Annotated in this window: 17 protein-coding genes, 1 tRNA gene and 2 pseudogenes; 9 read left to right on the top strand and 11 right to left on the bottom strand. The window is 40.6% G+C overall.

Annotated features, from left to right (window positions below; translation table 11 throughout):
* Nucleotides 1-60: 60 nt before the first annotated feature.
* The gene (locus DP117_RS03440; RefSeq protein WP_169216988.1) at nt 61-2,286 is read right to left on the bottom strand and encodes a polysaccharide biosynthesis tyrosine autokinase; all 2,226 of its coding nucleotides are present in this window, start codon (nt 2,284-2,286) and stop codon (nt 61-63) included.
* A 917-nt stretch (nt 2,287-3,203) separates the two neighbouring features.
* A tRNA-Gln gene (locus DP117_RS03435) sits at nt 3,204-3,275 on the bottom strand.
* A 514-nt stretch (nt 3,276-3,789) separates the two neighbouring features.
* On the opposite strand from DP117_RS03435, the gene DP117_RS37175 reads away from it, so the two are divergent.
* The gene (locus tag DP117_RS37175) at nt 3,790-3,942 is read left to right on the top strand and encodes a hypothetical protein (protein ID WP_339381337.1); all 153 of its coding nucleotides are present in this window, start codon (nt 3,790-3,792) and stop codon (nt 3,940-3,942) included.
* Nucleotides 3,943-4,240: 298 nt separating this feature from the next.
* On the opposite strand, the pseudogene DP117_RS35905 reads toward DP117_RS37175, so the two are convergent.
* Nucleotides 4,241-4,381: pseudogene (locus DP117_RS35905) on the bottom strand (RNA-guided endonuclease TnpB family protein); the annotation flags it as partial.
* A 50-nt stretch (nt 4,382-4,431) separates the two neighbouring features.
* Nucleotides 4,432-4,996: pseudogene (locus DP117_RS03420) on the bottom strand (transposase); the annotation flags it as partial.
* A 367-nt stretch (nt 4,997-5,363) separates the two neighbouring features.
* Between DP117_RS03420 and DP117_RS03415 the strand changes: the two are divergent.
* The 7 genes from DP117_RS03415 (at nt 5,364) to DP117_RS03385 (ending at nt 13,130) form a co-directional block, all read left to right on the top strand.
* Nucleotides 5,364-5,678, top strand: a complete 315-nt coding sequence (locus DP117_RS03415) for a PqqD family peptide modification chaperone (RefSeq protein ID WP_169216936.1) — start codon at nt 5,364-5,366, stop codon at nt 5,676-5,678.
* On the top strand, nt 5,662-6,117 hold the full coding sequence (locus DP117_RS03410) for a lasso peptide biosynthesis B2 protein (protein WP_169216935.1): 456 nt from the start codon (nt 5,662-5,664) through the stop codon (nt 6,115-6,117). The genes DP117_RS03415 and DP117_RS03410 overlap by 17 nt, the downstream gene beginning before the upstream one ends.
* The gene (locus DP117_RS03405; protein WP_169216934.1) at nt 6,114-8,135 is read left to right on the top strand and encodes a lasso peptide isopeptide bond-forming cyclase; all 2,022 of its coding nucleotides are present in this window, start codon (nt 6,114-6,116) and stop codon (nt 8,133-8,135) included. Before DP117_RS03410 ends, DP117_RS03405 begins: the two co-directional genes overlap by 4 nt.
* A 141-nt stretch (nt 8,136-8,276) precedes the next feature.
* Complete coding sequence (locus DP117_RS03400) at nt 8,277-8,453, top strand: lasso peptide (protein WP_169216933.1); 177 nt, start codon at nt 8,277-8,279, stop codon at nt 8,451-8,453.
* A 454-nt stretch (nt 8,454-8,907) separates the two neighbouring features.
* The gene (locus DP117_RS03395; RefSeq protein ID WP_169216932.1) at nt 8,908-9,777 is read left to right on the top strand and encodes a hypothetical protein; all 870 of its coding nucleotides are present in this window, start codon (nt 8,908-8,910) and stop codon (nt 9,775-9,777) included.
* A gap of 228 nt (nt 9,778-10,005) precedes the next feature.
* Nucleotides 10,006-11,844: an ABC transporter ATP-binding protein gene (locus DP117_RS03390; protein WP_169216931.1), complete on the top strand. Its 1,839-nt coding sequence runs from the start codon at nt 10,006-10,008 to the stop codon at nt 11,842-11,844.
* A 26-nt stretch (nt 11,845-11,870) separates the two neighbouring features.
* Nucleotides 11,871-13,130 carry a nucleotidyltransferase family protein gene (locus tag DP117_RS03385; protein ID WP_169216930.1) on the top strand — a complete coding sequence of 420 codons (1,260 nt, stop codon included), beginning with the start codon at nt 11,871-11,873 and terminating at the stop codon, nt 13,128-13,130.
* Nucleotides 13,131-13,534: 404 nt separating this feature from the next.
* Here DP117_RS03385 and DP117_RS03380 read toward each other — a convergent pair whose 3' ends face one another.
* From DP117_RS03380 to DP117_RS03360, 5 genes are all read right to left on the bottom strand, one after another.
* A complete protein-coding gene (locus DP117_RS03380; RefSeq protein ID WP_169216929.1) occupies nt 13,535-14,743 on the bottom strand; it encodes a glycosyltransferase in 1,209 nt (402 codons plus the stop codon).
* Between the two features lie 163 nt (nt 14,744-14,906).
* Nucleotides 14,907-16,271: a hypothetical protein gene (locus DP117_RS03375; RefSeq protein ID WP_169216928.1), complete on the bottom strand. Its 1,365-nt coding sequence runs from the start codon at nt 16,269-16,271 to the stop codon at nt 14,907-14,909.
* A gap of 6 nt (nt 16,272-16,277) precedes the next feature.
* Nucleotides 16,278-17,552: a glycosyltransferase gene (locus tag DP117_RS03370; protein WP_169216927.1), complete on the bottom strand. Its 1,275-nt coding sequence runs from the start codon at nt 17,550-17,552 to the stop codon at nt 16,278-16,280.
* A 32-nt stretch (nt 17,553-17,584) separates the two neighbouring features.
* Nucleotides 17,585-18,718, bottom strand: a complete 1,134-nt coding sequence (locus tag DP117_RS03365; protein ID WP_169216926.1) for a glycosyltransferase — start codon at nt 18,716-18,718, stop codon at nt 17,585-17,587.
* 252 nt (nt 18,719-18,970) lie between these two features.
* A complete protein-coding gene (locus DP117_RS03360) occupies nt 18,971-20,077 on the bottom strand; it encodes a glycosyltransferase (protein ID WP_169216925.1) in 1,107 nt (368 codons plus the stop codon).
* A gap of 1,058 nt (nt 20,078-21,135) precedes the next feature.
* Between DP117_RS03360 and DP117_RS03355 the strand changes: the two genes are divergently transcribed.
* Entirely contained in the window at nt 21,136-23,223 is a 2,088-nt protein-coding gene (locus DP117_RS03355; protein WP_169216924.1) for a glycosyl hydrolase family 28-related protein, read from the top strand.
* A gap of 101 nt (nt 23,224-23,324) precedes the next feature.
* Here DP117_RS03355 and DP117_RS03350 read toward each other — a convergent pair whose 3' ends face one another.
* A complete protein-coding gene (locus DP117_RS03350) occupies nt 23,325-24,131 on the bottom strand; it encodes a class I SAM-dependent methyltransferase (RefSeq protein ID WP_169216923.1) in 807 nt (268 codons plus the stop codon).
* 231 nt (nt 24,132-24,362) lie between these two features.
* Nucleotides 24,363-26,210, bottom strand: coding sequence for a glycosyltransferase (locus DP117_RS03345; RefSeq protein ID WP_169216922.1), 1,848 nt, complete (start codon nt 26,208-26,210; stop codon nt 24,363-24,365).
* Between the last annotated feature and the right edge of the window lie 68 nt (nt 26,211-26,278).

The raw sequence follows: 26,278 nt of genomic DNA, 5'->3' as shown, positions 1-26,278 counted from the left end.
AAAAAGCAGTTGTGTCTGACTCAGGAAGACACAATCTGCTTCAACACATCCTACGAGGTTTTATGAGTTTCTTCTACTGTTTCTGTAAGAAGATGAGGTTGAGGTGAAATGAGTGAGGTTAATACTATCATCTCCAATTCTTTCACTACTCATGCTCTGCTTGTAATACTGTTGGTAGTAGCTGTATGAGGCAGGCATAGTATCTTTGGACTTATTAGCTATCATTCCTAAAATAGGTGTGCCAGATACTTGGAGATCCTCCAATGCTTGCTGGAATATAGTACGTTTGAGCTTTCCTAATGCTGCAACTAGTATGAGTCCATTGGTATTAGCAGCCAGTAGGTTAGCATCTGCAAAACCTACTAACGGTGGTGTGTCGTATATTACTAAATCAAAAGCGGCTTGTAGCTCATTCATTAAATCCTGCATTTTCACAGATGCAAGCAATCTAATTGGATCAGGGGGAATTGGACCAGCACTCAAGACAAACAAATTATCTTCTAAAGGCGATCGCTCAATCACATTATTCCAGTCTAAATCTTGTGAAATGACATCGGTCAATCCCTGAATATTCATCAAACCCACACGATTGTGGACTGTGGGAGAGCGTAGATTGGCATCTACTAGTAGCACTCGTTGTCCCATTGCTGCGGCTGCGAGTGCTAGGTGCATTGCTACAGTCGTCTTACCATCTTCTTTTGCTGCTGAACTGATGACGAGTGAACGAATCTGTGTATCTGAACTCAGAAGAAGGATGTTGGTGTAAAGAGAGCGAAAGACTTCAAAAAAGGCTGCTCTAGCTGCTTGTTGCACTCCACCAGAAACTTCTTGCCAAGCTAATGCTCCCAATTCTTTCCTTAAAGGAACAACTCCTAATAGCGGTAATCCAGTTGCTTCCTTGAGATCTTTAGAAGAGTAAAGAACATTGCTGAGTTTATCCGCAACTAAAGCTGCACCTGTACCCAACAGCAAACCTAACACTGTCCCTAAAGCTAAATTTCGTTTGGTACTGTCTGAGACAGTCTTTGGTTCTTTCACTTGCTCAAGCTTAGGATCGAGTAACTTCCAAGAAGGTAACCTTTGAGCTTGTTCAATCTGCAATGCTTGTTTTTTAGCTGAAAATTGAGTCAGACCTTCAGTAGCAATCTTTAATTCCCGTTGAGTATTATCGTATTCACGAATAACGACTGCTAAATCTCTCAGGTCATTATTGAAGTTAGCAATTTTTTGTCCAAGAGAAATATCACGCGCTTTCAGTGCTTGGATACGGCTGTCATAATCTTTTTTCACCCGGTTCTCTTCTGCAGCAAGCATTGGGAGTAGATTTGCTTTCTGGTCCTGTAAATACTGCAAACTCGGGTTGTCATTCGTGAATTTTGCTCCTCCTTTTTTGATTTCAATTTCTACTGCTTGAATTTGATCCAATATCTTTTGGTAACGAGCATTTTCACTCAGCACTGAATTCCCAGCTCTTTCACCTGGCTGTTGTGCTAACTCCCTTATCAAATCTCCATAAGTCGCTTGCATTTGTTCTAGCTGCACCCGATTTTCTGCTTGCTGTTGCGTTAAGGTAGCAACTTGTTGAGAAATTTCTTGAGCTTTTTGTGCTGGTTCAACCAAGTTATGCCTTTGTCGAATCATTCGCAGTGTTTCTTGCCAGAATTCCACCCGTCTTTTTAATGGCTGTTCTTGCTCTATAACAAACCTAACTGCCTGTTCAACTTCGTCTTGACGCTCTGTCACACTATATTTTACATAAGCATCTTTCAGTAATGTTAAAACATCCCTCACTAGCTCTTTGTCTTCATTTTTAAATTCGACCTCCAAGATGTTTTGTTGTTGGGATTCTATTTGTAAAATATCAACGATTAAGTCATAGTCCAACTTTGGATATTTTGTGCGATATTTCTCCTGAAGCTTCTTGATAACCGGATCTAGTATTAGACGACTCTCTAATACTTTCATCGTTGTCTGAACAGGTTGTACGATTTGCTCAGGAGGTGCAACCCCTTCTTGGGAACTCAGGCTTTGGGGGACATTGGCTACAACCCGACCCTCACCAGTCACAGGCTTTGTTAAAATTTCAAACTGACCTTGATATACTGGAGGGTCTGTTTCTGCCTTCAACACTGCGGCTGTAACCACCACGCCTGTTACACCAGCAATCAATAATGCGCGACGTCGGAGAGTTGCTCCAATTTGACCCAGATTCAATCCGCCTTCTTCATTTAACTGGGTTGTATAAGCTTGTGACAACGGGTGAGGATATTTGTCTGACTTCAGCATAGCCTTAGTAACTTCTGTGAGTTGTGGTTTTCCGTAGTTGCACGCTTTCGAGCTAAATCCTGGCATACATAAATCTAATGTGCTCGACTGCCAATTTGCTCGACAACACCAGCATGAACGTTGGTGAACACATTAGCTAATGACACAGTTGTGATGCCTTTGAGGACAATTTGAGTTTTGCCCTAAACCAAGTGATAGATACGTTACCCTGTCTGAAGTCTGGGAAAAATGCTAATAATACCGGAGCAATGCACTTATTTATATACAGTAACATTACACGATAAAATTTTGTCAATTTGCTCATATCTTATGTACATTATACGGAGACTATCTATAGGAATCCGGTTTTTATCTTGCTAGGTATAGTGAACCTTTAAACTCTGGATCGCGAAGCTTTGGACTGACTACCGCTTTTTAAAAATTAAATAGCAATCGCGTATACAATCATGCTGTTATTACGAGGGCTAATTTGTTATGTTACTAACTTAAGGTTGAAATACCCATAGCTGATTAAGCATGAACCTCTGTTTGGGTATGTGTCGGACAGGATTTTTTGAGTATTTATCTTGTTTAGTACACTATTCTTGTACACTCAATCATTTCCCGGATCAAAATTACTAATAATTACTGATATCGATATGACGACGCATTCAGGATAACCCAAAGGTAGGCGTAACGTTTGGCTGTGCCGACACTCTTGCAAGTCGTGTTATTTCCGGGCATTGGCGACTGAGGCTCAGCGATCTGCGCTTCCTTGCAGCAGCGTTAGCGCAGGCCCCCTAAGGGGCTAGCTATCGCCAATGTGTACGCTTTACACTCAGTTATCCTGAAGATGCACCTGGACGACTATCTGTTTAATGGGGTTTCCAGAGTTTTACTTAATAAGAGTGTTAAGCTTTTATTGACCATTTTTAAAACTGGGGCGCTAGGATTCGAACCTAGGGATGGCGGGACCAAAACCCGCTGCCTTACCACTTGGCTACGCCCCATTAACTTTTCTCTTAAATAATATAGCAATAATTCAGGGGGTAGTGTCAAGTACTTCGCGCTCTAATTTGAGAAGCTGCCCCACCTGCCCTATCGGGCACCCTCCTCTTGGAAAGGGGAGGTGCCGCAGCCGCTGGGGTTATTTCTATGTATCTTCATATGGAAACGGTATTAGCTTACAATGTTTATCGTAATATTTAGCTTTTCTCTATCAATTATGGTGATGAATCTCGTCGTTTGATGTTTTGCACTTTTAGCTTTGAGCGGAAGAAGCCGTACCGTCAGGTCGGTGTAGGTAGTTCACAGTAAACAACTGATTGATTCAACGCTATTTTTTTCCAATCGCTTATGTTTCATACCAGGTCAGGTATCAACCTTAATATTATTTTCTTATCATTCTATAATTTTGTATTCAATAAAAGAAAACCCTTACAAACTAAAACTTATGACTATACTCAAGATATTAATGGGCGTGACTATATATTTGAATCAGTTGATAATCAGGTAAAAGGTTATATGACAGGACAAGGTAAAGGTGTCAAACGTGGAGATTACATCATTCTACGTGATAGTTCTAACGCTTGTCGATATCAGGTAGAGGACATTGATTACTACTCTGAGCCACCGGATATGTGGATAGCCTTACTTCAAAAAGTTGATTTTGAATAATATAAATTATAATTCTTACTGATTTTAAAATTTCTTTTCATAATTCAACTCCTATCTTTTCAGTATCGGAAATATTAGTATTTTTTTAATATACTTTTTGTAGTTATGATGTATGATACCGTCCTCGCTTAGCAGTTGAGAGAAGAATAGTTCTCCTTGTCCCCTCTTCCCCTTGTCCTCCTTGCAATCTCAACAAATAAATGTCTTAACAGCAACGGTATTGGTGGATGTGGGGTGAGGAACGGTTATTAATTTTGTATCTCTTCCAGCAGAGGCTGAGCTTGACATCCTCCCACCGCTAATCCGGAGTACCGGATATAGCGGGGGATTCCAAACATCGCTGCTTGGCTTTCCTCTTTCCATGACTCGGCTTACCCGAAGGAGTTTCCTCACCCGTGCAGAGGTCGATGTCTCCAGAGGCGTATGTTCCCGTGTGCCCACGCACTTGTCCCCGGAAATTGAGCCAGCCTTATAACTACGAGTACCCGACTACGAAGACAGATCAACAAACAAAGGCTGGCTCAATTTCTGCGTGTGAGACCTCGACCCCACGGTACGAAGTCCTAATTCAAGGATATTGCGAGCTGCATTATGATCTCTATCTTGAACATGCCCACAATAGAGGCAACGATGAGTCCTAGTTGATAGAGTCTTTTTCACAATTTCGCCACAGCTAGAGCAGTTTTGAGAAGTGTAGTGGGGCGGTACCGCAACAGTAGCCACTCCAAATACTTTTCCAAAATACTCAATCCACGTACGGAACTGTGTCCAACCTGCGTCGGAAATCGACTTTGCTAATTTATGGTTTTTCACCATGTTCCGCACCTTCAAGTCCGCGCTGACGCGCCGCTTCGCTAACGAACGCCACGATGTCGTTAGACATCACTACGCATCTTGCAGTCTTGAGCGCAAAATCTTTACGCTGACGACTTACCTTGAGGTGCGCACGCCCCACCTTATTTCTAAACTTGGCTCTATTCTTAGAGCCTTTTTGCGTTTTAGAAAGGCGTCTTTGCAACCGCTTAAGAGATTTTTCTGACTTGCGCAGATGCCGTGAATGCGTTGGCGCAACCCTCCGCAGGACTTAGGCACTACAGAAGCAAATCTCCTCCACCAGACGCACTCGCGTTCGCCCAATTTATGCCGCAGTCATAGGGCAATAGCGTTAAGGCACGCTAGAGAAGCGCTTAGGTTGCAGAGGGAGAGAAAAAAGTTTATCACTAAGCGTACTGAGTTATGAGGCACACTTTGAATGAGCAAATGTGTGAATTAACCCAAGGGGGTCTTGCAAAGTTTTTAGAACTAATGTAGGTTTGGATCAGTATTCAGTGTATATACGCATTGATTCATTGCATTTACCAAATTATTTATACAAATAAAAATGAAGAAAACTTGAGTACCAATTAGGAAATTTCCGAATAATGACCTCAAAATCATTGAAGTGCGAAATCTCAGAGTCGTCGATAGTAGTAGCTACTGTAGAGCAAATATCTTCTGATCTTGGTGGGGAAGCAGTCATTCTGAATCTGAAATCGGGAGTCTACCACGGGCTAAATGAAGTAGGAGCAAAGATTTGGAATTTCATTCAGCAACCCAAGACAGTCAAAGAGATTAAGCAGAAACTTCTGGAAGAATATGAAGTGGAAAGCGAAGTTTGCGTTGGAGATATTTTGGCGCTGCTGAAAGAGTTAAAAGCTGTAGAGCTCATTAAAGTTAAGAATGAAACAGTTGCGTAAGTTTCTTAAACTTTCTGGGAGCGATCGCCATCTTTTAGCAATTACTCTTATCTTGCTGGGAGCAATGAGGTTAGGGCTATTTTTTCTGACCTTTCGGAATTTACTAAAGCTCTTGCAAAAGATAGATAAGCAAAATGTTCGTTTCCCATTTGAGACTCATGGAAGTCAAATTTCTGTGGGCAAGATTGTTTGGGCTGTTAACGTAGGAACACGTTACATGCCTGGTGGAGCAAAGTGTCTGGCTCGCGCCTTGACAACTCAATTCCTGATGAATCGCTATGGTTACTCCTGTGAACTACGCATCGGTGTTGCCAAAGAAAAGGGAGGACAATTAGAGGCTCACGCTTGGATTGAGTATCAAGGACGGGTTGCGATCGGCAATCTCCCCGAACTCTCACGCTTTATTCCACTGCCATCTCTCGAAGGAGTGAAATTATGAGCGGCATTATGGGTGTTTACTATTTAGACGAACGCCCTGTAGATCGGCAAGATTTAGGGCAGATGGTCGAGATTCTCAAGCACCGAGGACCTGATGGTGCAGACATCTGGGTTGAAGGATCTGTCGGTTTAGGGCATCGAATGCTATGGACGACTCCTGAATCTTTGCTAGAAAAGTTACCTTTCATTAATCAGACTGGCAATTTAGTCATCACGTCTGATGCTCGCATAGATAACCGGGATGAACTTATAAATAAGTTACAGTTTGAAAACTCTCCCGCTGAAAAAATTACGGATAGTCAGTTGATATTAGCTGCCTATGAAAAATGGGGCGAGCAATGTCCAGAGAATCTTTTGGGTGATTTTGCATTTGCTATTTGGGATAAGCGACAACAGTCTATTTTCTGCGCTAGAGATCATTTTGGGGTCAAGCCTTTGTATTACTACCACCAACTTGATAAAGGCTTTGTGTTTGCCTCGGAAATGAAAGCTCTTTTTTGTTTACCGCAAGTACCACGCCGACTTAATGAGGTGAGAATTGCTGACTACTTGGCATTGATGATGGAAGATAAAGCCATCACGACTTACCAAGATATTCTGCGGCTTCCACCTGCTCACAGTATGATTGTCACTCAGTCAGGAATGAAGATGTGGTCTTACTGGGAACTTGATCGCCATCGTGAGATTAAGATGGATTCTGACGAGGCATATGCAGAGGAATTTCGCCGAATTTTTACCGAGGCAGTACGTTGCCGCCTGCGTAGCGCTTTCCCCATTGTCAGCCAGTTGAGCGGTGGATTAGATTCTTCGGCTGTGACCTGTGTAGCGCGGGATTTACTTACTAAAAAAAAGAAAACTTCGCTACACACAATATCCACTATTTTTGATACAATTACTGAGTGTGACGAGCGCCCTTTCATCAATGCGGTGCTTGAACAAGGTGGATTTATTCCCCACTACATCCAGGGTGAAGACTTTGGTCCATTATCTAACCTAGACTATATTTTTCAGTACGAAGATGAAGCTCTTCTTGGTCCAAGTCATTTTTATCATTGGAACTTGAATCGTACACTTAAGAAGCTAGGACTGCGGATTTCCCTAGATGGTTTTGATGGGGACACCACAGTTTGCCACGGTGCAACTAGGCTTACTGAATTAGCACGTCAAGGAAATTGGAAGACATGCATACAAGAAATTAAAGCATTTTCACCACACTTTAATCTCTCACCTTACGCTGTATTTCGCAATTATGGACTGCCACACCTTAAGGATTTGGCAAAGAACTTCCGCTGGATAGCGTTCTTTCAAGGAGTACGGCTTATCCACAAACATTTTGGTGTTTCGCGCCAACTGTTGATACGAAATCACGCAATTAAACCTTTTGTGGAACAAGTGCGCCAACTGTGGCAGCACAAACAGACAAAATTTGCCAATTCCTTTGTTTCCCAGACTCCTCTTGTCAAGCGTAACTTTGCAGAACGTATTGATTTGGATGAGCGAATTCAGAAGTTGGATGCATTGAGCGAAGAACCTCTCACCGTTAGAGAATATCATTGGCGCGGTCTTACCCAAGGTATATTGCCCTATACCTTAGAACAGATAGATCAATATGCAGCGATGTTTTCCTTGGAAGTTCGTCATCCATTCATGGATAAGCGCCTGATTGAGTTTTGTTTAGCACTACCCTGTGAGCAAAAACTTTACCAAGGATGGGGACGGATGGTGATGCGTCGTGCTTTGGAAGGAATTCTACCGGAAAAAGTCCAATGGCGCGGGGGAAAAGCAGATTTAACAGCCAACTTCAACGATGGGTTGTTAAGGCGCGATCGCCAACTTCTGGATGAAGTCATGTCCCATCAAATCAAATACCTAGAAAAGTACATTAATTCAGATTTTCTGCAAGCAATTTATCAGCGAATGATATCAGCAGAAAACGAAGTCAGAGAGGACGATATGACAGTAATTTGGCAGGCAGTTATTTTAGCTTTGTGGCTCGAATACAAGCAAGTAACACCGTAAGTCCAGCAGTCTTGGCTGGTTGTGAATTGAAAGATTGTGGTCTTGATGACTACCAAACTAAGTCACACTGTAAGTCCAAGTAGGGAGCACTACCTTTAACAAGTACTACATCAACTTCACACTCAAAAGAGGAAACATATCATGAAAGCTACATACAGCACTCCCAAACTCACTGTTCACGGTAACGTTGCTAAGATTACACAAGTTCTTGGTGGTGACTCAAGGAAAGATTTTGCGTTTTTCAACGGTGGTGTTGTGTCTGACAATAATGACCTTGGGTCAAGAGATATAAACTGTAAAAACCCTGATTGTTCATAAATTGCCTTGACAAAAATAGTTTGACTAGCAAAATATTTGATTTCAAGCTATGTCAACTATTTCATAAAGTGGAAACACAGATAATACCAAATATCTGGTTATTTTCTGTAAAAAATCCATTTTAATCATGCAGGAAATCTCCAAAAAACTGCATTTATTAGGCAAAAAAGAAAGAGAATGTTGTAGGTTGGCTAAATTTACAAAAGTCAATAAGTCTTTATTGGCTTGAAATACAATTTAATCCTACCTACAATTTTTTACGCTATTAGAGCAAAAAATGTAGTGAACTGATAAGGGGGGACCACAAACCAGGCAAATGCCTAAGCGATCGCGCATTTTCTAAATTAGGCTTTTTGAAGCCTGAAAGTTTAGCTGTGAGATTTTTAGCTTGAAAAGTTCAATGTGTCTCAGCTTGTTAAATCTCTGTTCTTATTGCACTAGGTAAAGTTAGGACATGAAATCTTATAAAGCCTACAACTTGTGCATTGCTTCCGAATTGCAACTTCCAGAATTGATGGAAACTGAGGGTGAGGCAGATGCAATTGTCCGGTTTGGCAAAGTAGATAGTGCAACTGCAATACAACACAATAGTGGTCAAAATTTTGTGGGAGAAATACCGGAAGTCGGTGAGTTTTTGATTTACCAAGGACGAGAAATTATTATTAATCCTATCGCGGGTGTGGACGAGGCTCTTCTTCGCAGTGTCCTTTTAGGACCTGTATTATGTGTACTGCTGCGACAAAGGGGGCTTTTAGTTCTACATGCTAGTTGTATTGATATTAATAATAAAGGTGTGGCGTTTATGGGTGGTTCCGGTTGGGGAAAGTCTACTTTAGCAACTGCTTTTCATACTCAGGGCTATGCTGTTTTAACAGATGATGTACTACCCATCCAAATTAGAACAGGCGAAGCTGTTGTTTTTCCCAGCTATCCTCAGTTTAAACTTTGGCCGGAAGCAGCAACTTCTTTAGGACAAGATACTAAAAGCTTATTGCCTGTTTCTCAAAACTCATTCAAAGTCGCCTACAAACTTTCTCGTGGTTTCCAACAAACTCCTCTTCCATTACAACAAATTTATGTATTGGACAAGGGAAGCGAACACAAAATTACCAGAATGAAATCCCAAGAAGCCTTCATTGAACTAGTGCGTCATACTCGCGCCATTAGCTCAATCACCGAACAGGCATTTATCGCAGATCATTTACATCTTTGTACTGAACTTGTTAAAAATGTTAGCTTTTGTCGCTTTACGCGCAAACCTTCTCTAGGAGATTTACCTGAGCTTGTGAAGCTAATTGAGGATGACTTGGCAGAATTTTGCTAGCACAATAACACTCGCTCCTAATACCAATTTGCTTTCTGTTGTAGTAGTTCAGAGTTGATGAGATTGCTTCCTTCCACTAGTTCCTAAGAGGAACCGCTACGCTGCGTTCCAGTCGCAATGACGTAGTACCATGTTTGACTGCAACTTCGTATAAATCTCATTCTTTGTTAGCTACTAAATAAACTTTAAGTTAATTTATTCTTCTTGAATTCATAAGGTTTTAATATCTTGATTAGCAAACTCCGTAGCGCAAACACTATATTCTCCCATTTAGTAAAAACTTTTAACTTGGTGTGGGCTGCGTCTCGCTATTGGACTGTGGCTTGGATGGTTTTGCTGCTGGTTCAAGGATTGCTTCCTGCAGCTTCTATTTCCCTGACGCCAGAGGTGGTGAATGCTTTGGTTGCAGTGACTGGATCAGGGGTTTCTGCAGCAAACATTCAGAAGATACTCGTACCAGTAGGGTTGATGGCAGGCATCATGCTAGTGGGGGAAGTTTTGAGTAGTGTCGCTGAGTGGATTCGCACCGCTCAAGCAGAAATGGTACACGATTACGTCACTGGTTTGATTCAAAAACAGTCAGTGACGGTCGATTATGGTTTTTATGAATACTCTGAGTATAACGACAAACTTGACCGAGCGCGGGATAATGCAAGTGGGCGATCGCTTGCTTTATTAGAAAATACTGGTAGCTTATTACAAAATACCGTCACTTTGTTTGCGATGGCTGCGGTTTTGCTTCCTTATGGTTTTGCACTACCCATAATTCTGATCATCAGCGCTTTCCCAGCATTCTATGTTTTGACTTATTTTAATAAACTCCAGTATCAATGGTCACAGCGCACAACGACTGATCGCCGATGGTTAATGTACTATGATCGTTTGCTGACAAACAGTGCGACAGCAGCAGAAGTACGATTGTTTGACTATGCTGATTACTTCCAGTCATCTTACCATAATCTGCGTCGGCGACTCAGACACGAACAATTCCATCTATTGAAACTGCAAACTTTAGGTCGCTTTGTTGCTACTATCATCGCACTGATTATTGCTGGCGGGGCGTTAGCCTGGATGGGGCGGTTAATGTTGCTAGGAATTTTGACTTTAGGAGATTTAGCTCTGTTTTTCCAGGCATTCAATCAGGGACAAAGCATTATTAAAGGTCTATTAAACAACTTGGGGCAAATTTATCGTAACAGCTTATTTATCGGTAATTTATTTGAGTTCTTACAAATCCAACCCAAAATTATAGATCCGCAAAATCCTGTTCCCGTACCGTCAACACCAAAGCAAGGAATTCGTTTTCGGCAAGTTACCTTCCGCTACCCTGGTACTAAAGAACCAGTGTTAAGTAAATTTAACCTGACACTTCCTGCTGGTAAAATCGTGGCGATTGTTGGTGATAATGGTGCTGGCAAAAGTACACTCATTAAGCTTTTATGCCGCTTTTATGATCCAGAATCAGGAAGCATTGAACTCGACGGTATTGATGTGCGTAACTTTTCGGTGAAGGCATTGCGCAGGTTAATTACTGTTTTGTTTCAATCACCAATTCCCTACTACACCACGGCGGGAGAAAATATTGCTTTAGGTGACATATCAGCTGCATCAAATTATTCAGAAATTCAAGCAGCTGCTAAAGCATCAGGTATTCACGATAAGATTAAGCGCTTGCCTTTAGGTTATAACGCTATGTTGGGTAAGTTATTTCCTTCAGGAACTGATTTAAGTGGTGGTCAATGGCAGCGTTTAGCATTAGCACGAGCATTTTTTAGACGCGCCCAAATCATTATTTTAGATGAACCTACGAGCGCTATGGATCCTTGGGCAGAACACGATTGGTTGGAACGTTTTCGCTCATTAGCTCGTGGTCGGACTGCTATTATTATTACTCATCGTTTCACTCTAGCAATGCGAGCCGATATTATTCACGTCATGCGTGCTGGTCAGATTGTCGAGTCGGGTAGTCATGATGAATTACTTGTCCAAAATGGTCTTTATGCTGAGTCTTGGAAAGCCCAAATGCAGACTGATTCAAGTGCTACCGTAGGCAGCAACTTTGCTTAAGTCAGAAAATAGAATTGAACACACTTATGCAAACTTTATCCAAACTCGAAACTCAAAATCGGCAAATCAAAACTCGCTTTGAAATAGAGCTACTTCTTTGTTGTGCCCGCACTCACTTCAATCATTCGACAACTGAGCGTATCAAAGCCTTAGTTCAAGAAAATATAGACTGGGAATACCTTATTCAAACAGCATATAGAAATGGTGTGATACCGCTCCTTCATTGGAGTTTATGTCAGATATGTCCACAATCAGTTCCGACAACTTTTCAACAACAGCTTCAATATAATCAGTATGCAAGAACTCAACGCAACTTTATCTTAACAAGTAAACTGCTTAAGCTTTTGGAGCTTTTTGAAGCGAATAATATACCTGTTATTCCATTTAAAGGTCCTATTCTTGCCATTTCAGCGTATGGTGATATCTCACGTCGAGATTTCTATGATTTGGATATTTTGGTTTCTAAACAAGATTTTTGGAAAACAAAAGAACTACTAGCAGATCAAGGTTATCAACCATACTCCAACAGCAGTGAGAAAGAAGCAATTTATCTTAATACTCTCAACGCAGAACAACAAAAGGCTTATCTGGAATCTCACTGGGAATTGCATCTAGTGGATGAGTGCAATCGCATTACAATAGATGTCCATCACGGAATGTTACCAAAACAATTTTCCTTTTTGTTTGATACTGAATGGATATGGAAAGATGCTCAGCTAAAGCCTTTTGCTAATAAAATGGTTCTTAATTTTGCCTTAGAGGATCTCATCCTGATTCTCTGTTCTCAAGGTGCTAAGGACTGTTGGTTACAGCTAAACCGGGTTTGTGATATTGCTCAAGTCATCCGCACATCTTGTGAGATGAATTGGGAGAGAATATGTGAACGCGCAGCGAAATTGCATATGACGCGAATCCTCTTGCTTGGTCTTTTACTAGCACATGAACTTTTAGAAGTAGAACTTCCGAAGAGTATATTGCAGCAAATACAAGCGAGTCCATTGTTGAAGTCTCTTTCTTCCCAGATTTATACCCAGCTTTTCTACACAACCGAATCTTCTCTAGAAAATTGGAAAGTGAGAAGTTCATTTTTTCATTTAAAGATGATAGAACATCCTTGGCATAAAATCCGGTATTGTTACGAGCATTTGCTTGTGCCAACAGTAGCAGATCGAGTGATTCTACCACTACCTAACTTTTTCTCTTTCTTTTACTATTTAGTCCGACCAATCCGTTTGATAACAATGTATATAATACGCGTGTTGCCTTCAAAGAGATATTCAAAATAGATAGGACTTACGCAAAAACTCTTTTAAACACTCTTACTTCGTGCTCTTTGCGTCCTATATCCTATGGCTAACGCCACGCTAGCCCCAAGAGGGGCGCTGCGCAAACGCTATCGGACACGCTAGCCCCGTTCGGGGGCGCTGCGCAAACGCTAATGCGGTTTATTTTCTCATTATTTTGCGTAAGTCCTGATAGAGAGAAAGTCAACATCAATGAACAGTGAACAGTGAGCAGTGAAGGAGTCAGGAGCGGAGCCGGAGCCGCTCCGCCTCCGTGAAGGAGTCAGGAGCGGAGCCGGAGCCGCTCCGCCTCCGTGAAGGAGTCGGAATTCTTTATTTCTTCCTTCTGAATACTGAATTCAGAATGGCTGAATTCTTCTTCAAACTGATAACTGATAACTGATTAGTCATAACACGTTTGATGATTTGGTTTGTGCTTGATTAATAACTTGGTTATAAATTTCCATTAACTGTTTGTAATTAGCTTCAGGAGTGTACTTAGCTTCGTAAGTGCAGCGAGCATTTATTGCCATAGTATCTATTGCTTCAGGGTGAGTGATTGCCCAATTTATCTTAGCTGCCAAATCCAGTGAATTTCCTGCTTGAAAGTGCAAACCTGTGACTCCATCTTCTACAATTTCTCCCATACTTCCTAATTTGGGAGCTATCACAGGTAAACCACAAGCGAACGCCTCTGCTATTGTCAACGGAAAACCTTCATACCAAATTGAAGAGAATATCAGAAATTTGGCATTGTACATGAGTTCCAATACAGTCGCTTTACTTTGTCGTCCTAAAAAGGCGATCGCTTCCCCAAGTCCTCTCATCTGTACTTGTTGGCGTAGTGCTTCATCCAATGGACCATCACCTACAATTTTTAGTGGTATGCTCAAATGACCTTGTGCATAAGCATCAATCAGCGTTGACACGCCTTTTTCTTCCGAAAGTCGCCCGACAAAGAGTGCATAGTTTTTCAACTTGCTAGTTTGAGATTGAAATTTGGGAGGTAATACAAAATTAGGTTTGACGTGAATTTTGTCCTTAGGCAAGCCTGCCTGAACCATTTTATCTTTATGAAAGTTGGTCAGGGCGATGTAAGTATCAACTCGGTTTTGCCAAGTACCACGCAATGTATGAAAAGTCAGCATTGTGGCTACACCAGCACTTTGTACCCATGAACCACGATAACATCCGTGGACAACACCAGACCAAGGCACGACTTTGCCTATGCAATCTTCACAGATTTTACCATCTCGTAATGGCATTGCTTTCGGACATGCGAGTCGATAGTTGTGGAGAGTTTGTACGACTGGAATGTTTGCATCTCGGCAAGCATCGTATACTGCCGGAGAAAGAAGAGGAAAAAAGTTATGTACGTGAACTATATCGGGACGGAAATGAGATATTTTTTCTTTGATTTGCTCTCTTGATGTAGATGAATAGACAACAGAAAGTGCAGCTTTTACTTTTCCTTGAATTCCGACGATGCTATCATTATTAACTTCCCATATTAAGACATTATGTCCGTAAGATTCTAATAACTCGCGTTCAGCTTGTACAACGACATCTTCGCCTCCTGCGTACACATAGCGGTTATGGGCAATGAGAATTTTCATAGGATTAATCTTAACTGATAATTTTTACAAAGTATTTTGATGAAAGTTACATTTATACTATTTTCCTAAAATCTGGCTACAGATGAAAGAAGGTTCGTAATTGCGCAAAGAGCGCTACTATAAACAAAGCTTTCATTTAGAGAATTGGTATTATCCAAATGCTTCACTTCGCGGCATGACCTTCAGCATGAGAAAAGCTATACTTTTCAAATATCCTCTGAGATTTCTCTGCATGATGTTTTTGCCATTGCAGTCCAATTAAACTAACGACAAAAAGCATAAAAGCAGGTTCTTCCATCCAAGAAAAAATAAAACCAGCTACAAATACAGTTATGAGGAAAAACTTTGAAAGTTTATCTACACAAATATACTTCCAGACTAAAAACCAGAGATATAAATATATTCCTAATCCCAGAAACCCTAAATCTCCCCAAATACCTGCCCAAGAAAATAATAAAGAGTACATACTTGAGCCAGTAATACTATTAGACCAGTAGTAACTTTCTTGGGCGACCCATACTGTATTAAAAACAGGAGTGCCAGTCACACCTAATGGTTGAAGAAATTGTATGTAATCTTTCATTAGCCAACCTAAGCGACTAATAGTATGACCGGGACCAAATCCAAACAACCAATTAAAATCTGACTTATAGAATGAGGTAATAATAGAAAATACAGATAATTTATATTGAAAAGCCTCTGTCACGACTTCCATATCACTTATATAGCGGATTCCAGCATACATCTGATTGATAAGATTCAGAACAAAAACAGTCACTGGAATGGCAATTGCTGAATACATTATTGCTTTCCAAACCTCCTTGAGTTGCGTCAGTATCAAGATAAGCCAGGAGACTAGAAATGCAATAATGACCTGTTTGACATCAGCATAAAGAATGTTTCCCACACCTAAAAGAAACACAAATATTCGTAACCAGATTGAACGAACTCCAGAAGCGAGAAGAAAATAAAGACTAAAAGTTAAACCAATATCACCTCCTACGTGGTGTCCTGCTCCCATGTTCAGAAAAATTCCTTTAATGAAATCATTTTCATATCCGAGAACGAATTTTTGAAAATAGACAAAAACAAAGTGAATATAGACAAATATAGATATCCATTTTTGCATGATTTTAATGCTATCTTGAGTCAGCTTTGTACTGGTAATTACTATTAACAATATAAAAGGCTCAGCCAGCATTAAAAAACTCAGGATAACATTGATAAGTCCTGCTTTATTGAGCAGGGCACTCGTTGTGCTTATTGCTAATAAAATTAGCAGCCCTACTAATAGTTGTACAGCAATTCGACTACGAATTATAGATAATACCCATACAAGTAAAAATAGGGCAAAAGCAAAATGCAAAAAGTTAATGACTGATGGAAACTTTAGTGCTGAAAGAACTCGTGGAAACATCGCAGAAGCGAGGAATAGCACAATCATGGTAGACCGTTTGAGAATTCCTGCTTGCGGCGATGTTAACACTAAGTTTTCTGGTAAATTTTTCAGGTGTTCGTTCCGCTTCATGATTTTCTAACCCAATTTTACGTAGGATTTATCTTGGGTTGAAATTTCTTTGTAAAGTTGAGCAAAAAACTGCCCTTTACTTTCCCAACTAAAAGCCTCTCTTACCCTCTTTTGTCCAGCTTGACCCATACGCAATCTCAAATCTGGATCTTTAGCTAGCAGCGTCATTGCTTTAGCCATATCATTTACTGCTTGGTCAGGTGTTTGAGCGTGAATCTTAAAACCAGTTTCTTCTGTAATCTGGATAGCTGGTCCACCTAAATTTAAGCAAACTACTGGACGCCTTGCGACCATAGCTTCTAAGCAAACAGTTGGTGAAAAATCATGCAGGGCAGGATGAACGACAACATGACATTTTGCTAGAGTATGAAAGGTTTGTTCACGAGATATCCTTCCTAAAAAGAAGGTTCTGTCAGCAATTCCGAGTTGATTTGCAAGTTCTTCTAACCTTTCTCTCTCAGGTCCTTCGCCAATAATCCAGTACTCACTCTGGTCTAAACCTGTTTGAGCAAATGCTTTTATACCTAGATGAAATCCTTTCCAGTGCAGGAGACGTCCGATACTCACAAATCTGATAACACTTTCGTCAGATGATTCGTCAGATGAAAGGGGAAGTTTTTCCAGATGAGCAAACTCCTGTTGATTGATTCCAGTTTGTCCAGGCAAAAATTCAATCCTTTTAGCACCGAAAACTTTCAAACGGGTTGCGGTTTCCGGAGTCGTTACTATTGCAGCTGTACTTTTGCGAGCGCTCAGGTGTACAAATGGATCAAGTTCACCTACCCAGCGCAAAAGGTTACGCAGAGTTTCGTAAACCTTGGCACGTGTGCTGAAGTCTTGCCAGAATGGTTTGGGAGTAGATTCCGCGCCTCCTACTGGACCCCAAACGAAGGGTATGGGAAGAAAGACTAGAAAACTTGGGCTGGAATATCTACCATAGGTTATGTGATGTGCAACATCAAAGCTCATTTCTTGATGGAGTCGTCTGGCGATAAAATACGCCCAAATCTGCCATAGGTAGTAGTGAAGGTAGACGGACCATTGCGATCGCTTTCCTTCATAAGACCAGTCATAAACCCAGTTAAATGGATCGAGATAAACAAAGTTCAGATTCGGCGGTTGATGACGAGCAAGTTCTGCCTCAATTGCTGGACGATGAGTATTAGAAGTCAAAACCCAGACTTGATGATGTTTTGCAATTTGACAAGCCATGTTCCAGCCGACTCCTGGTTCGGAACCACGACCAGGTTCACAAGCATAAGCAGACAGAAGGACTTTCATGGATAGAATTCTCCAGTGTTAAATTTTATCATTTAGACTTGTTGCAAAAAAGATAACCACTGTTTGGCAACTGCTTCTGGCTCAAAAGCTTGACAACGTTGTTTACTCACATCAATTAAGTGCGATCGCCAACTCTGTGAAGTCAGCACCTTATAAATTGCGTCAGCAAGCGCTTGCACATCATCTCTCGGTACTAAATTCCCGTATTTGCCATCTTCCAAGATACTGCGAGGTCCTCCACCAATCGCATCAGTCGAAATAACAGGTACTCCACACGCCATTGCTTCTACTAATGCTAGACAAAACGCTTCATCTAAAGACGACATCACAAAAACATCAGCTTTAGCAATGTGACTCCAAGGATTAGCGACATGACCAGGTAAACTCACATCTTCCTGCAAACCCAGTTTAGCAATTAGCTCCTCCAAATTTTTTCTTTCTGGACCTTCTCCCAAAATAATCAGCTTAACTTTGAGATGGCTGCGAACTTTTGCTAGTGCTTGCAATAGCATCGGATAGTTTTTGCGCTTTCCTAAACGTCCAAGGCTCACAATAACCGGACTGTCCTTGTGTCGAAGCCAAGGATGCTCAGGTTCTGCTTGACTACGCGCTAAAAAGTTTTCAACATCGACAGGATTCGGGATGACTGCTACACGATTGCGAGGAATCGGGATATGGTCTTGTTTAAGAATATCAAGAACACCTTGGCTGACAGTAGTTAAACCATTAGCTGTAGGATATAAAAGTCGTGCTAGCCAGGGCATGATTTGCATGCGCAGGTTATGCTTGTGGTCAATTGCTATGTCTGAGGTTAAAGTATCTCCTTGATAAATCACAAATTTTGTCTGTCGCTGTTGAGCTAATAGCCATCCCATAATCGCAGGAATAGAGATGATAGTAGGCATAGCTATCAGCACATCTGGCTTAGCTGTTTTTAAAAACCTTGATAGAGCAATGGGAGAAGCCATTGATCGCTCAACACCCAGTGACACTAACTTAACACCTTCTGGAACAGTGATATCTTCTGCTGGTCCTTTTGAGAGATACAAAATGTATAAATCTTTGACTCCCAAATTCCAAAACCCTTTTGCCAAAGCGACTGGAAGGTTTGTGAATGCTCCGCCGTCTAAACCCCAAGTAAAGATAGCAATTGATTTGTGACTCATCTATCGTCCTTTGCAATTATGCTTGAAGAAGAATTCAGTATTCAGAATTCAGTATTCAGAATGCAATCAGGTAAGGATTCAGACCACTACTCAAATTGTAGACCTCCAAATCAGGGATTATGTCCGGGGACTTAAAGCCTTCATTCATCCTCCAGTCGCACAGAATCGATTCTGGCTTCTGGCTCCTGACCGGAGGCGGAGCGGCTCCGGCTCCGCTCCTGAATTCTCTGTTGTTAAACATCTGGTTTAGAATTACCTGAGAACATAACGCGGATTGGTCAAATCTCCGACTAACTTTTTGAGAAAGTGCTTGACTGGATTAGCTCCATATACAACATCAAACATTTTGGCAAACACAACATCAGGTAAATACTCTGCCCAAGGTAAAAACCATCGTTCAGGCGCAGAATAACCAAAGTGTTGATGAGCAGTTAGTTGCTGGTGAGCTTTCTTGGTTTCTTTTCTGGGTAAGCGCTTTAAGCGCATTGCTACATAGCGGAAGTGGAGATACTTCACACTTTTTTCCAAACCAGTCAGTTTTTCTGCAATCTCTTTACCATAGACTCTAGTTAAAAGCTGTTTTTGCTCTTGATGAGTACGCTCCCAATTACTCACGTCTCTCTCAAAATCTTTTAATACGTAACTCCTTGAACTTGTCAGGTTAGAGCCATGTAAGCGAAATTGGGTTAGCACTTCTGGGATAGCCACTATCTTAGTTATTAAAGGAGCGAGATAGCTAATCAGACTGTCTGCGTTACGCGTAAATGCTTCGTTCATGGGGAAGATGAAGTCAGCGACCTTGCGTCGAATAGAAAGTCCTGAAGCTGGTGGTATATTATATGCAAACCCACCATTTTCCATTGCGAAAGGTGCCTTCCAACCAGAAGATAGCTCACTAAATATAGGCGTTAATTTAATGACTTTGCTATCTCCATCAATATTTATTAAATTGTCGATAACAAAGCCTCCTTTCGCGTCCGATTGAAACGCTTCAACAACTTTTTGTAACTTGCTGGGCATCCATATATCATCTGCATCCAGCACACAGATAATTTCACCGCTGCTGTTTCTGTAAGCTGTATTTAATGCTGAGGCTACACCCCCATTTTGCTGACGTACTAGCTTAATCCGGGAGTCTTTCTTTGCATAGCTCTCAACAATTTCACAAGAGTTATCTTTAGAACCGTCATCACAAATAATTGCTTCAAAATGGGGATAAGTCTGAGAAAGTACACTATCCAAAGTCTCCCCAATATATTTAGCGTAGTTATAGTTAGCAATCAGTATTGAGACCAGGGGGTTTTCAGGTAATTTGGGTAGTTCAATTGGTTGTTGCTTTTCGGTTTGAAGTTCCTGCATTCACTCCTCCGTTTTAATTAGATGTTATTGCTGTAACATTGAATTTTTCAATGCATGCTATGGTCAATCATTTTATTACTCCCTTTGGTGGTCTAAGATTACCTATCTTCTTTTTCTTCTTCCTTTGTGTCCTTTGCGTCTTCGCGGTTCGTTAAATTCGGTATTCTTCTGGTGGGAAGGGAGTAACTGACAGATTTCATCTAGAAGTGCAATTATTTTTGACCTGCGACTTCCTTCTCGAACAAACCCAATGTCGGTAACACAACGTACTCCATGTCGTGATATTGATATTCTGCTGGTCTGTAACAAAACAGCGTCATTCCATTTAGCTTTCTAAACTCAACACATATTTACTTAGATTGCACCGAAATATTGCGGCATACTAGAAAGTAGTATTTCTACATTTCCCAATGTAGCAATTTTCGGAAAGTGAGTTGGTCATTTTCCACAGTAGATTCTGTCATACTTTTTCGGCAAATTAGCAAATATTCCGGATTCTTTTATCATAAGAAGTACTGATAAACGTCTTTCATTTCATATCAAAGTGCTGAAATGCTTTTATACTCATACTTTGAGCAATGTGAAAAATTCAGAAATTTTTTGGAAACTATGTAAGTTATTTGTACATTTGTATTTTTTTCCGGATAGAGTTGCTATGGGTTTGAATAACTAAGGCTTAAAACAGTGAACAGTGAACAGTGAACAGTGAACAGTGAACAGTGAACAGTAAACAGTGAACAGTGAACAGTGAACAGTAAACAGTAAACAGTGAACAGTAAACAGTAAACAGTAAACAGTGAACAGTAAACAGTAAACAGTAAACAGTGAGTAAGGGCGCGCATGAGGCGTTCTCCCACGCCCAGGTGACCCGCGTTCCCGGAGGGTGAACACAAATCAGCAGTTATGAGTAACAAGTACTGGTAACTGATAACTGATAACTGAATAACTGTTAACTTTAGTTTTGAGAATCTAGAGAAACACTAAAGTGCAGTTTTGAAAGGAAGCAAGAGGACTTTTAAAGGTAGGAAGCTTGTTTTGTCAAACCTAAAGAGGTGGTCATGATACAATTTGAGCGCAGTAAAAAATTCTGGAAAAGACTTTCCAGCCTCTGTGGAATATTAGTACTTTCTCTGATAGTTGTTGTTATAACTCCTACACTTGTTCAAAATATATCTGTTTCTGTGTTAGGGGTTTCTGAGGGAAAGTCTTTAAAGAAAGGAGAGAGCAAATGTGTTGTTGACAAAGGTTCAACAGGAGATAAGCTCTTTCCCAAAAATTTTGTGATTAATGTGAAAACTCAATACGGAGCGAAAGGGAATGGTGTCGCAGATGATACTCAGGCAATCCAGAAGGCAATTCAAGAGAACGTGGGGACAAATAAAATTGTTTACTTCCCGAAAGGAACTTATTTGGTGAGCGATCGCCTAGAATGGCGAGACAAAAACGGCAAATGGCAATCGCAACTATGGCTGCAAGGACAGAACCGCGCTACCACTATTATTCGCTTGAAGGATAATGCCGCAGGTTACAATGACCCCAAAAACCCTAAAGCAGTCGTCTACACTGCATCAGGACTCTATGTAGAACAGCCCAACGGAGGAGGTAAGGATTATCCCGCCAAGGGAGAAGGAAACGAGGCGTTTGCAAACTACATCGAAGACCTGACGATTGACACTGGTAAAAACCGAGGAGCGATCGCACTCGATTATCTAGCAAACAACACTGGCGCTGTTCGTAATGTTCGACTTCGCGGTCAAGGACTCGTCGGACTTGATATGACTCGACGATGGATTGGTCCGGCGCTTGTCAAAAACGTCATTGTTGAAGGCTTTGACTATGGTGTTCGTATTGCGGGTGAGGTCAACGGTGTGACTCTTGAGCACATGACTCTTTGCAATCAGAAAACTGTTGGTTTAGAGAACGCGGGGAATGTTGTCGCAATACGAGACTTATCGAGCAGCAATCGTGTTCCAGCGGTGCGTAACATAAACTCAACGAGCCTGATGACTCTTGTGGATGGGAAGTTTTATGGGGGCGAACGCTCATCAAGTGCGATTGAGAATAACAGCCGTCTGTTTGCTCGCAATGTTCGCTCATCCGGTTATAAGTCAGTTCTTAAGCAAGATAAGAAAGACTTGAAGCAGACTGTGTTAAGGGAGTTTACCTCAAATGCTCCTTTGACTTTGTTTACATCTTCCTTAAAGACATCTCTCAATCTTCCGATTCAAGAATCTCCAAACTTTCATGACAATAATCTCTCAAACTGGGCAAATGTTGAGGATTTTGGTGCAAGAGGGAAAAAAGCAGATGGAGGTGAGGATTGGGACGATGATACAGCTGCAATTCAAAAAGCCCTCGACTCAGGAAAGACCACTGTTTACTTTCCACCTGGTCGTTACTTTGTGAGCGATACTCTACGAGTCAAAGGAAATGTTCGCAAAATCACTGCGATAAATGCTACGCTCTCTTCTTCTGGGTCAGCTTTTGAAAACGCAAACAAGCCAAAACCGTTCATTCGTATCGAGAATGGAAAAGCAAGTGATGTCACAATTGAACATCTTAGTATTATTAACCTCCATCAAAACGCTCCACCACGACTTGGATTTATTGGTTTTGAACAAGCGACTTCCCGAACACTCTTTTTAAAAGATGTGACTTGCTGCTCCTTAAAACCTAACGACCAGAAGTATGTGTTTCGGAACACACCGAAAGCCGGAAAGCTCTTTATTGAAGACGTATCTGCTGAAGGTTGGCAATTTGAGCATCCTCAACAGGTGTGGGCGCGTCAGCTTAATCCTGAAGGTAGTAGCAAGAAGATATTCAATAACGGTGGGAAGCTGTGGGTATTAGGTCTTAAGACCGAAGGAGGTAACGTTAACACAGTGCTTCATACTAAAGGAGGCGGTGCGAGTGAGTTGTTTGGGGCGCTGTTGTATGTGACTGGAAATATACCACCAAATGAGATTGCTTTTATCAATGACAACTCTCGGGTTGCACTCTCTTATACCACGATGAGTTATGGGGCTAAGGATTTCCAGATTCACATTCAGGAGAAACGCAAGTCTAATAATCGTCAACTGACTCGCGACAAGTTGCTGTCGAATGGTAATGGTCGCGCGGTACCGCTTTACATGGGAGGACAGTGAAGAAAATTAACACTTCCACCCCTTAAGGAGTGGAAGTGTTAAGAGCCACCACTGAACCAGCTGATGACTCGCCGTAGGTCACAAGACATCGCTACATATTTTTAATTGGTTGAAATAGTGGCGTGCTGGATATCCCTTAAGTAAGGAGTGGACTCGGCATCACCTACTTCCCAAGTTTCAAATTCTTGCTCAAACTCTAAAGCTGGGAAACCTTCAGCTATTTTTCTAACAACAGTAACTCCGGGACATCTACCTTTATCGTTACCATGCGTTCTTGGAGAATTTAAAGTAATAACTTCAAATCTAGGATTCTTATAAATTTGCTTCACAGCCGCTCCAACTCCATCAAAGTATAAGCTGTCGTGCATAAGTATATGACCACCGACTTCCAGATACTTTTCAAAATTAATTAACTCCCACATTACTGTTTTGTAGCTATGGTCAGAGTCCAGAATCAATAAGTCAAATTTCTTACCTTCAATGAATGGAATAGCATCCTGAGAGAGTGTTGGAATCCATGTTATGAATGATTTTAAATCTGTGTTTTTCCATATATGAGGCATATGAGATGGGTCTATACCAAAGATATGACCACCGTTATTTAAATCCTTTAAAGCTGCGGCGACACAACTTGTAGAATAACCATTGAAAACGCCTGTTTCTAGTACCAACTTCGGCTGAGTCATTTGAATAAATGCATAATAAAATCTCCCTACTTCCAACTCTACACTTCCATAAGTTATACCTTTTACATTAATCTCATACCAACCACCTGTTCTTTTATCGTAAAGTTTTTCATAGTTCAAAAGCCTTACTGGTAACTTACCATAACTTCCTCCTTTTTTTAGAAATGCTACATATGTATTGAAGGCATATTTTCTGATGAATCGGAGAATTTGTCTAATCATAGCTAACAATTAACTCACCTAAAGATTTGAGAGGAACGACAGTAATGAACAATGCTTACAAATTTTTATTTTTGGATAAAATATTTATTGAACGACACTACGTAAGCATTACTTGCTTAGTTGCTACTTGTTGTCGTGAATGTAAATCTGTTTGGCTTCAGCATCTTTCATGACTTATTACTCCTTAAGGCAAAGTGAGGACAGTGAAGGGAAAGCTCAATCTGCAAGTTGTCAAATTTGCTCATTGAGCTTGAGATAATCTTTCCAAAATTCAGTGGAGGAGAAATGGTTAAAAGCATTTCTCCACTCTGAACTTACAGAGGACCATTTGGTACGACTCTTAATCACGATTTTGAACCACCTAATTAAAATTCCCAGACCAATTGAACGACTCATTTCATTCTGCTCAACAGAGTTATTTCCTTCTCTGGAAATGACCACTCTCTTTTTCGCAAATACCTTAAACCACCTGTCAGCAGAGTCAGAACCAATCCAATAAAAGACATCATCCTTGCTTAACAAAAAATTTGGGACTAAATGACCATTAAGAGTCATTAGACCGAGAATTATCTTGAGAATAGGTTGATTTTTATTTTCAATACTTAAGTTTTTCTGAGGTAGATTATGAGTTGAAGAATAAGATGTTACAGTTTGGTTTTTGTGGATTTTGCTGTGTTCCAAAATCTTAGCGTGTAGAGTTTCTGCATCAGTACTTTTAACAAGCGCTGGTCCTTGCATGTAATCCTCTAAACCCTTAATAATCATTTCTGCAGAATTATAGTCAAATAAAAAAATTCCCTGGATCAATCCTTTTGTCAGAAACTTCACTGCATCCAAATATTTTAAAGACCCACGAATAGAATGTGTAATTAGAAGATTACGAAACTTATAATAACTCACCCAGATAGGATTCTTTGCGTAGAAAGGCTCGTGCCAAACCGCGATACTTGGGAAGGCGACTATTCGCTTACTAAGACGTTCTGTAATCCTCAAACCAAACTCTATATCATCTCCCTTTATGAAGAAAGGCATCGGTAAACCGATTTCTTCAACAACTGTCTTGGAAAAAGAGAAGAACCAAAATGCTCCATAGTCGGGATTATCCTCTAAAAGCAAATTATTGGTAACATAGGAATTATTTAGGTTAAGTTTATTATTCAAAGAGACAATAGCGAACGGATCATTTCCGTAATCTCCATCACGGTGTAAGGATTTAGCACATAATAGTGCTCCTGCTTCATACAATATATGCTTTTTATATAAATCCAGCATACTGCCAGATATAGCAAAGTCCTGATTTGCGTATTCGTACAAGGGGAAAAGTCTATAGAGAGATTCACTCTCTAACTCGATGTCATCATCCATGAACAAGAAATGTGTATAAACGCCTTCTTGTAAAGCTTGGATTAAGCCTCGAGTGAAACCTCCTGCGCCACCTACATTTCTGTTAGAAATTAATTGAACCCTAGAATCGCCAAATTCATCTGGTTTTAGGGTTCTGCCATTATCAACAACAAAAACTTTAAACTTCCTATCTTGCAGAAAATCATCTTGTAAAATAGTTTTGACAGTATTTTTTATGTAAACTTCTTTCTTGAAAGTACAAGTAATAATGGCTAATGATACTTCCCTAATCTTGGGTTGTTCAGTTGCAACGACTCCCTCTGTGAAGCAGCCACGCTCACTAAGACAAGTTATTTCAAGATAGGCTCTGCCAGCATCCTGACTTTGCCAAGAATCTGGTAGTGAAACTTTTATCGGTTCTGATGGATCACATTTATCAAATTTATGTGTGTAAATTAGTTCTCTTTTTTCTCGCTCATACTGTTCTCTGTATAAAGAAACTTGAAAATCACCCTCAAGTGTTAACAGATAATATAAAGAGGAAAGTTTAGTATATTTGGCATAGAAATTTTCATAAAACGAATTAAAATAGGTGTTTAGAGATAGAACACCATTTCTAGTTAACTCGACCTTTTGTTCTGTACAGAAATTTATAGTTGCACCCTCATTGCATCTCATGTACAAGCTGGAAGTTTCAGATGTACAGGGAAATCGAATTCTGCTGATTACGTTCATTTGGTTTGTACTCATTTTTTATGTAATTGTTATTTATTGGTAGACGCACCACCTAGATTAATAGCGTT

The sequence above is a fragment of the Brasilonema sp. UFV-L1 genome, from assembly GCF_012912105.1.
Lineage (GTDB): Bacteria > Cyanobacteriota > Cyanobacteriia > Cyanobacteriales > Nostocaceae > Brasilonema.
The sequence above is the reverse complement of the archived record's forward strand: the minus strand, read 5'-3'. Positions and strand labels throughout refer to the sequence as shown.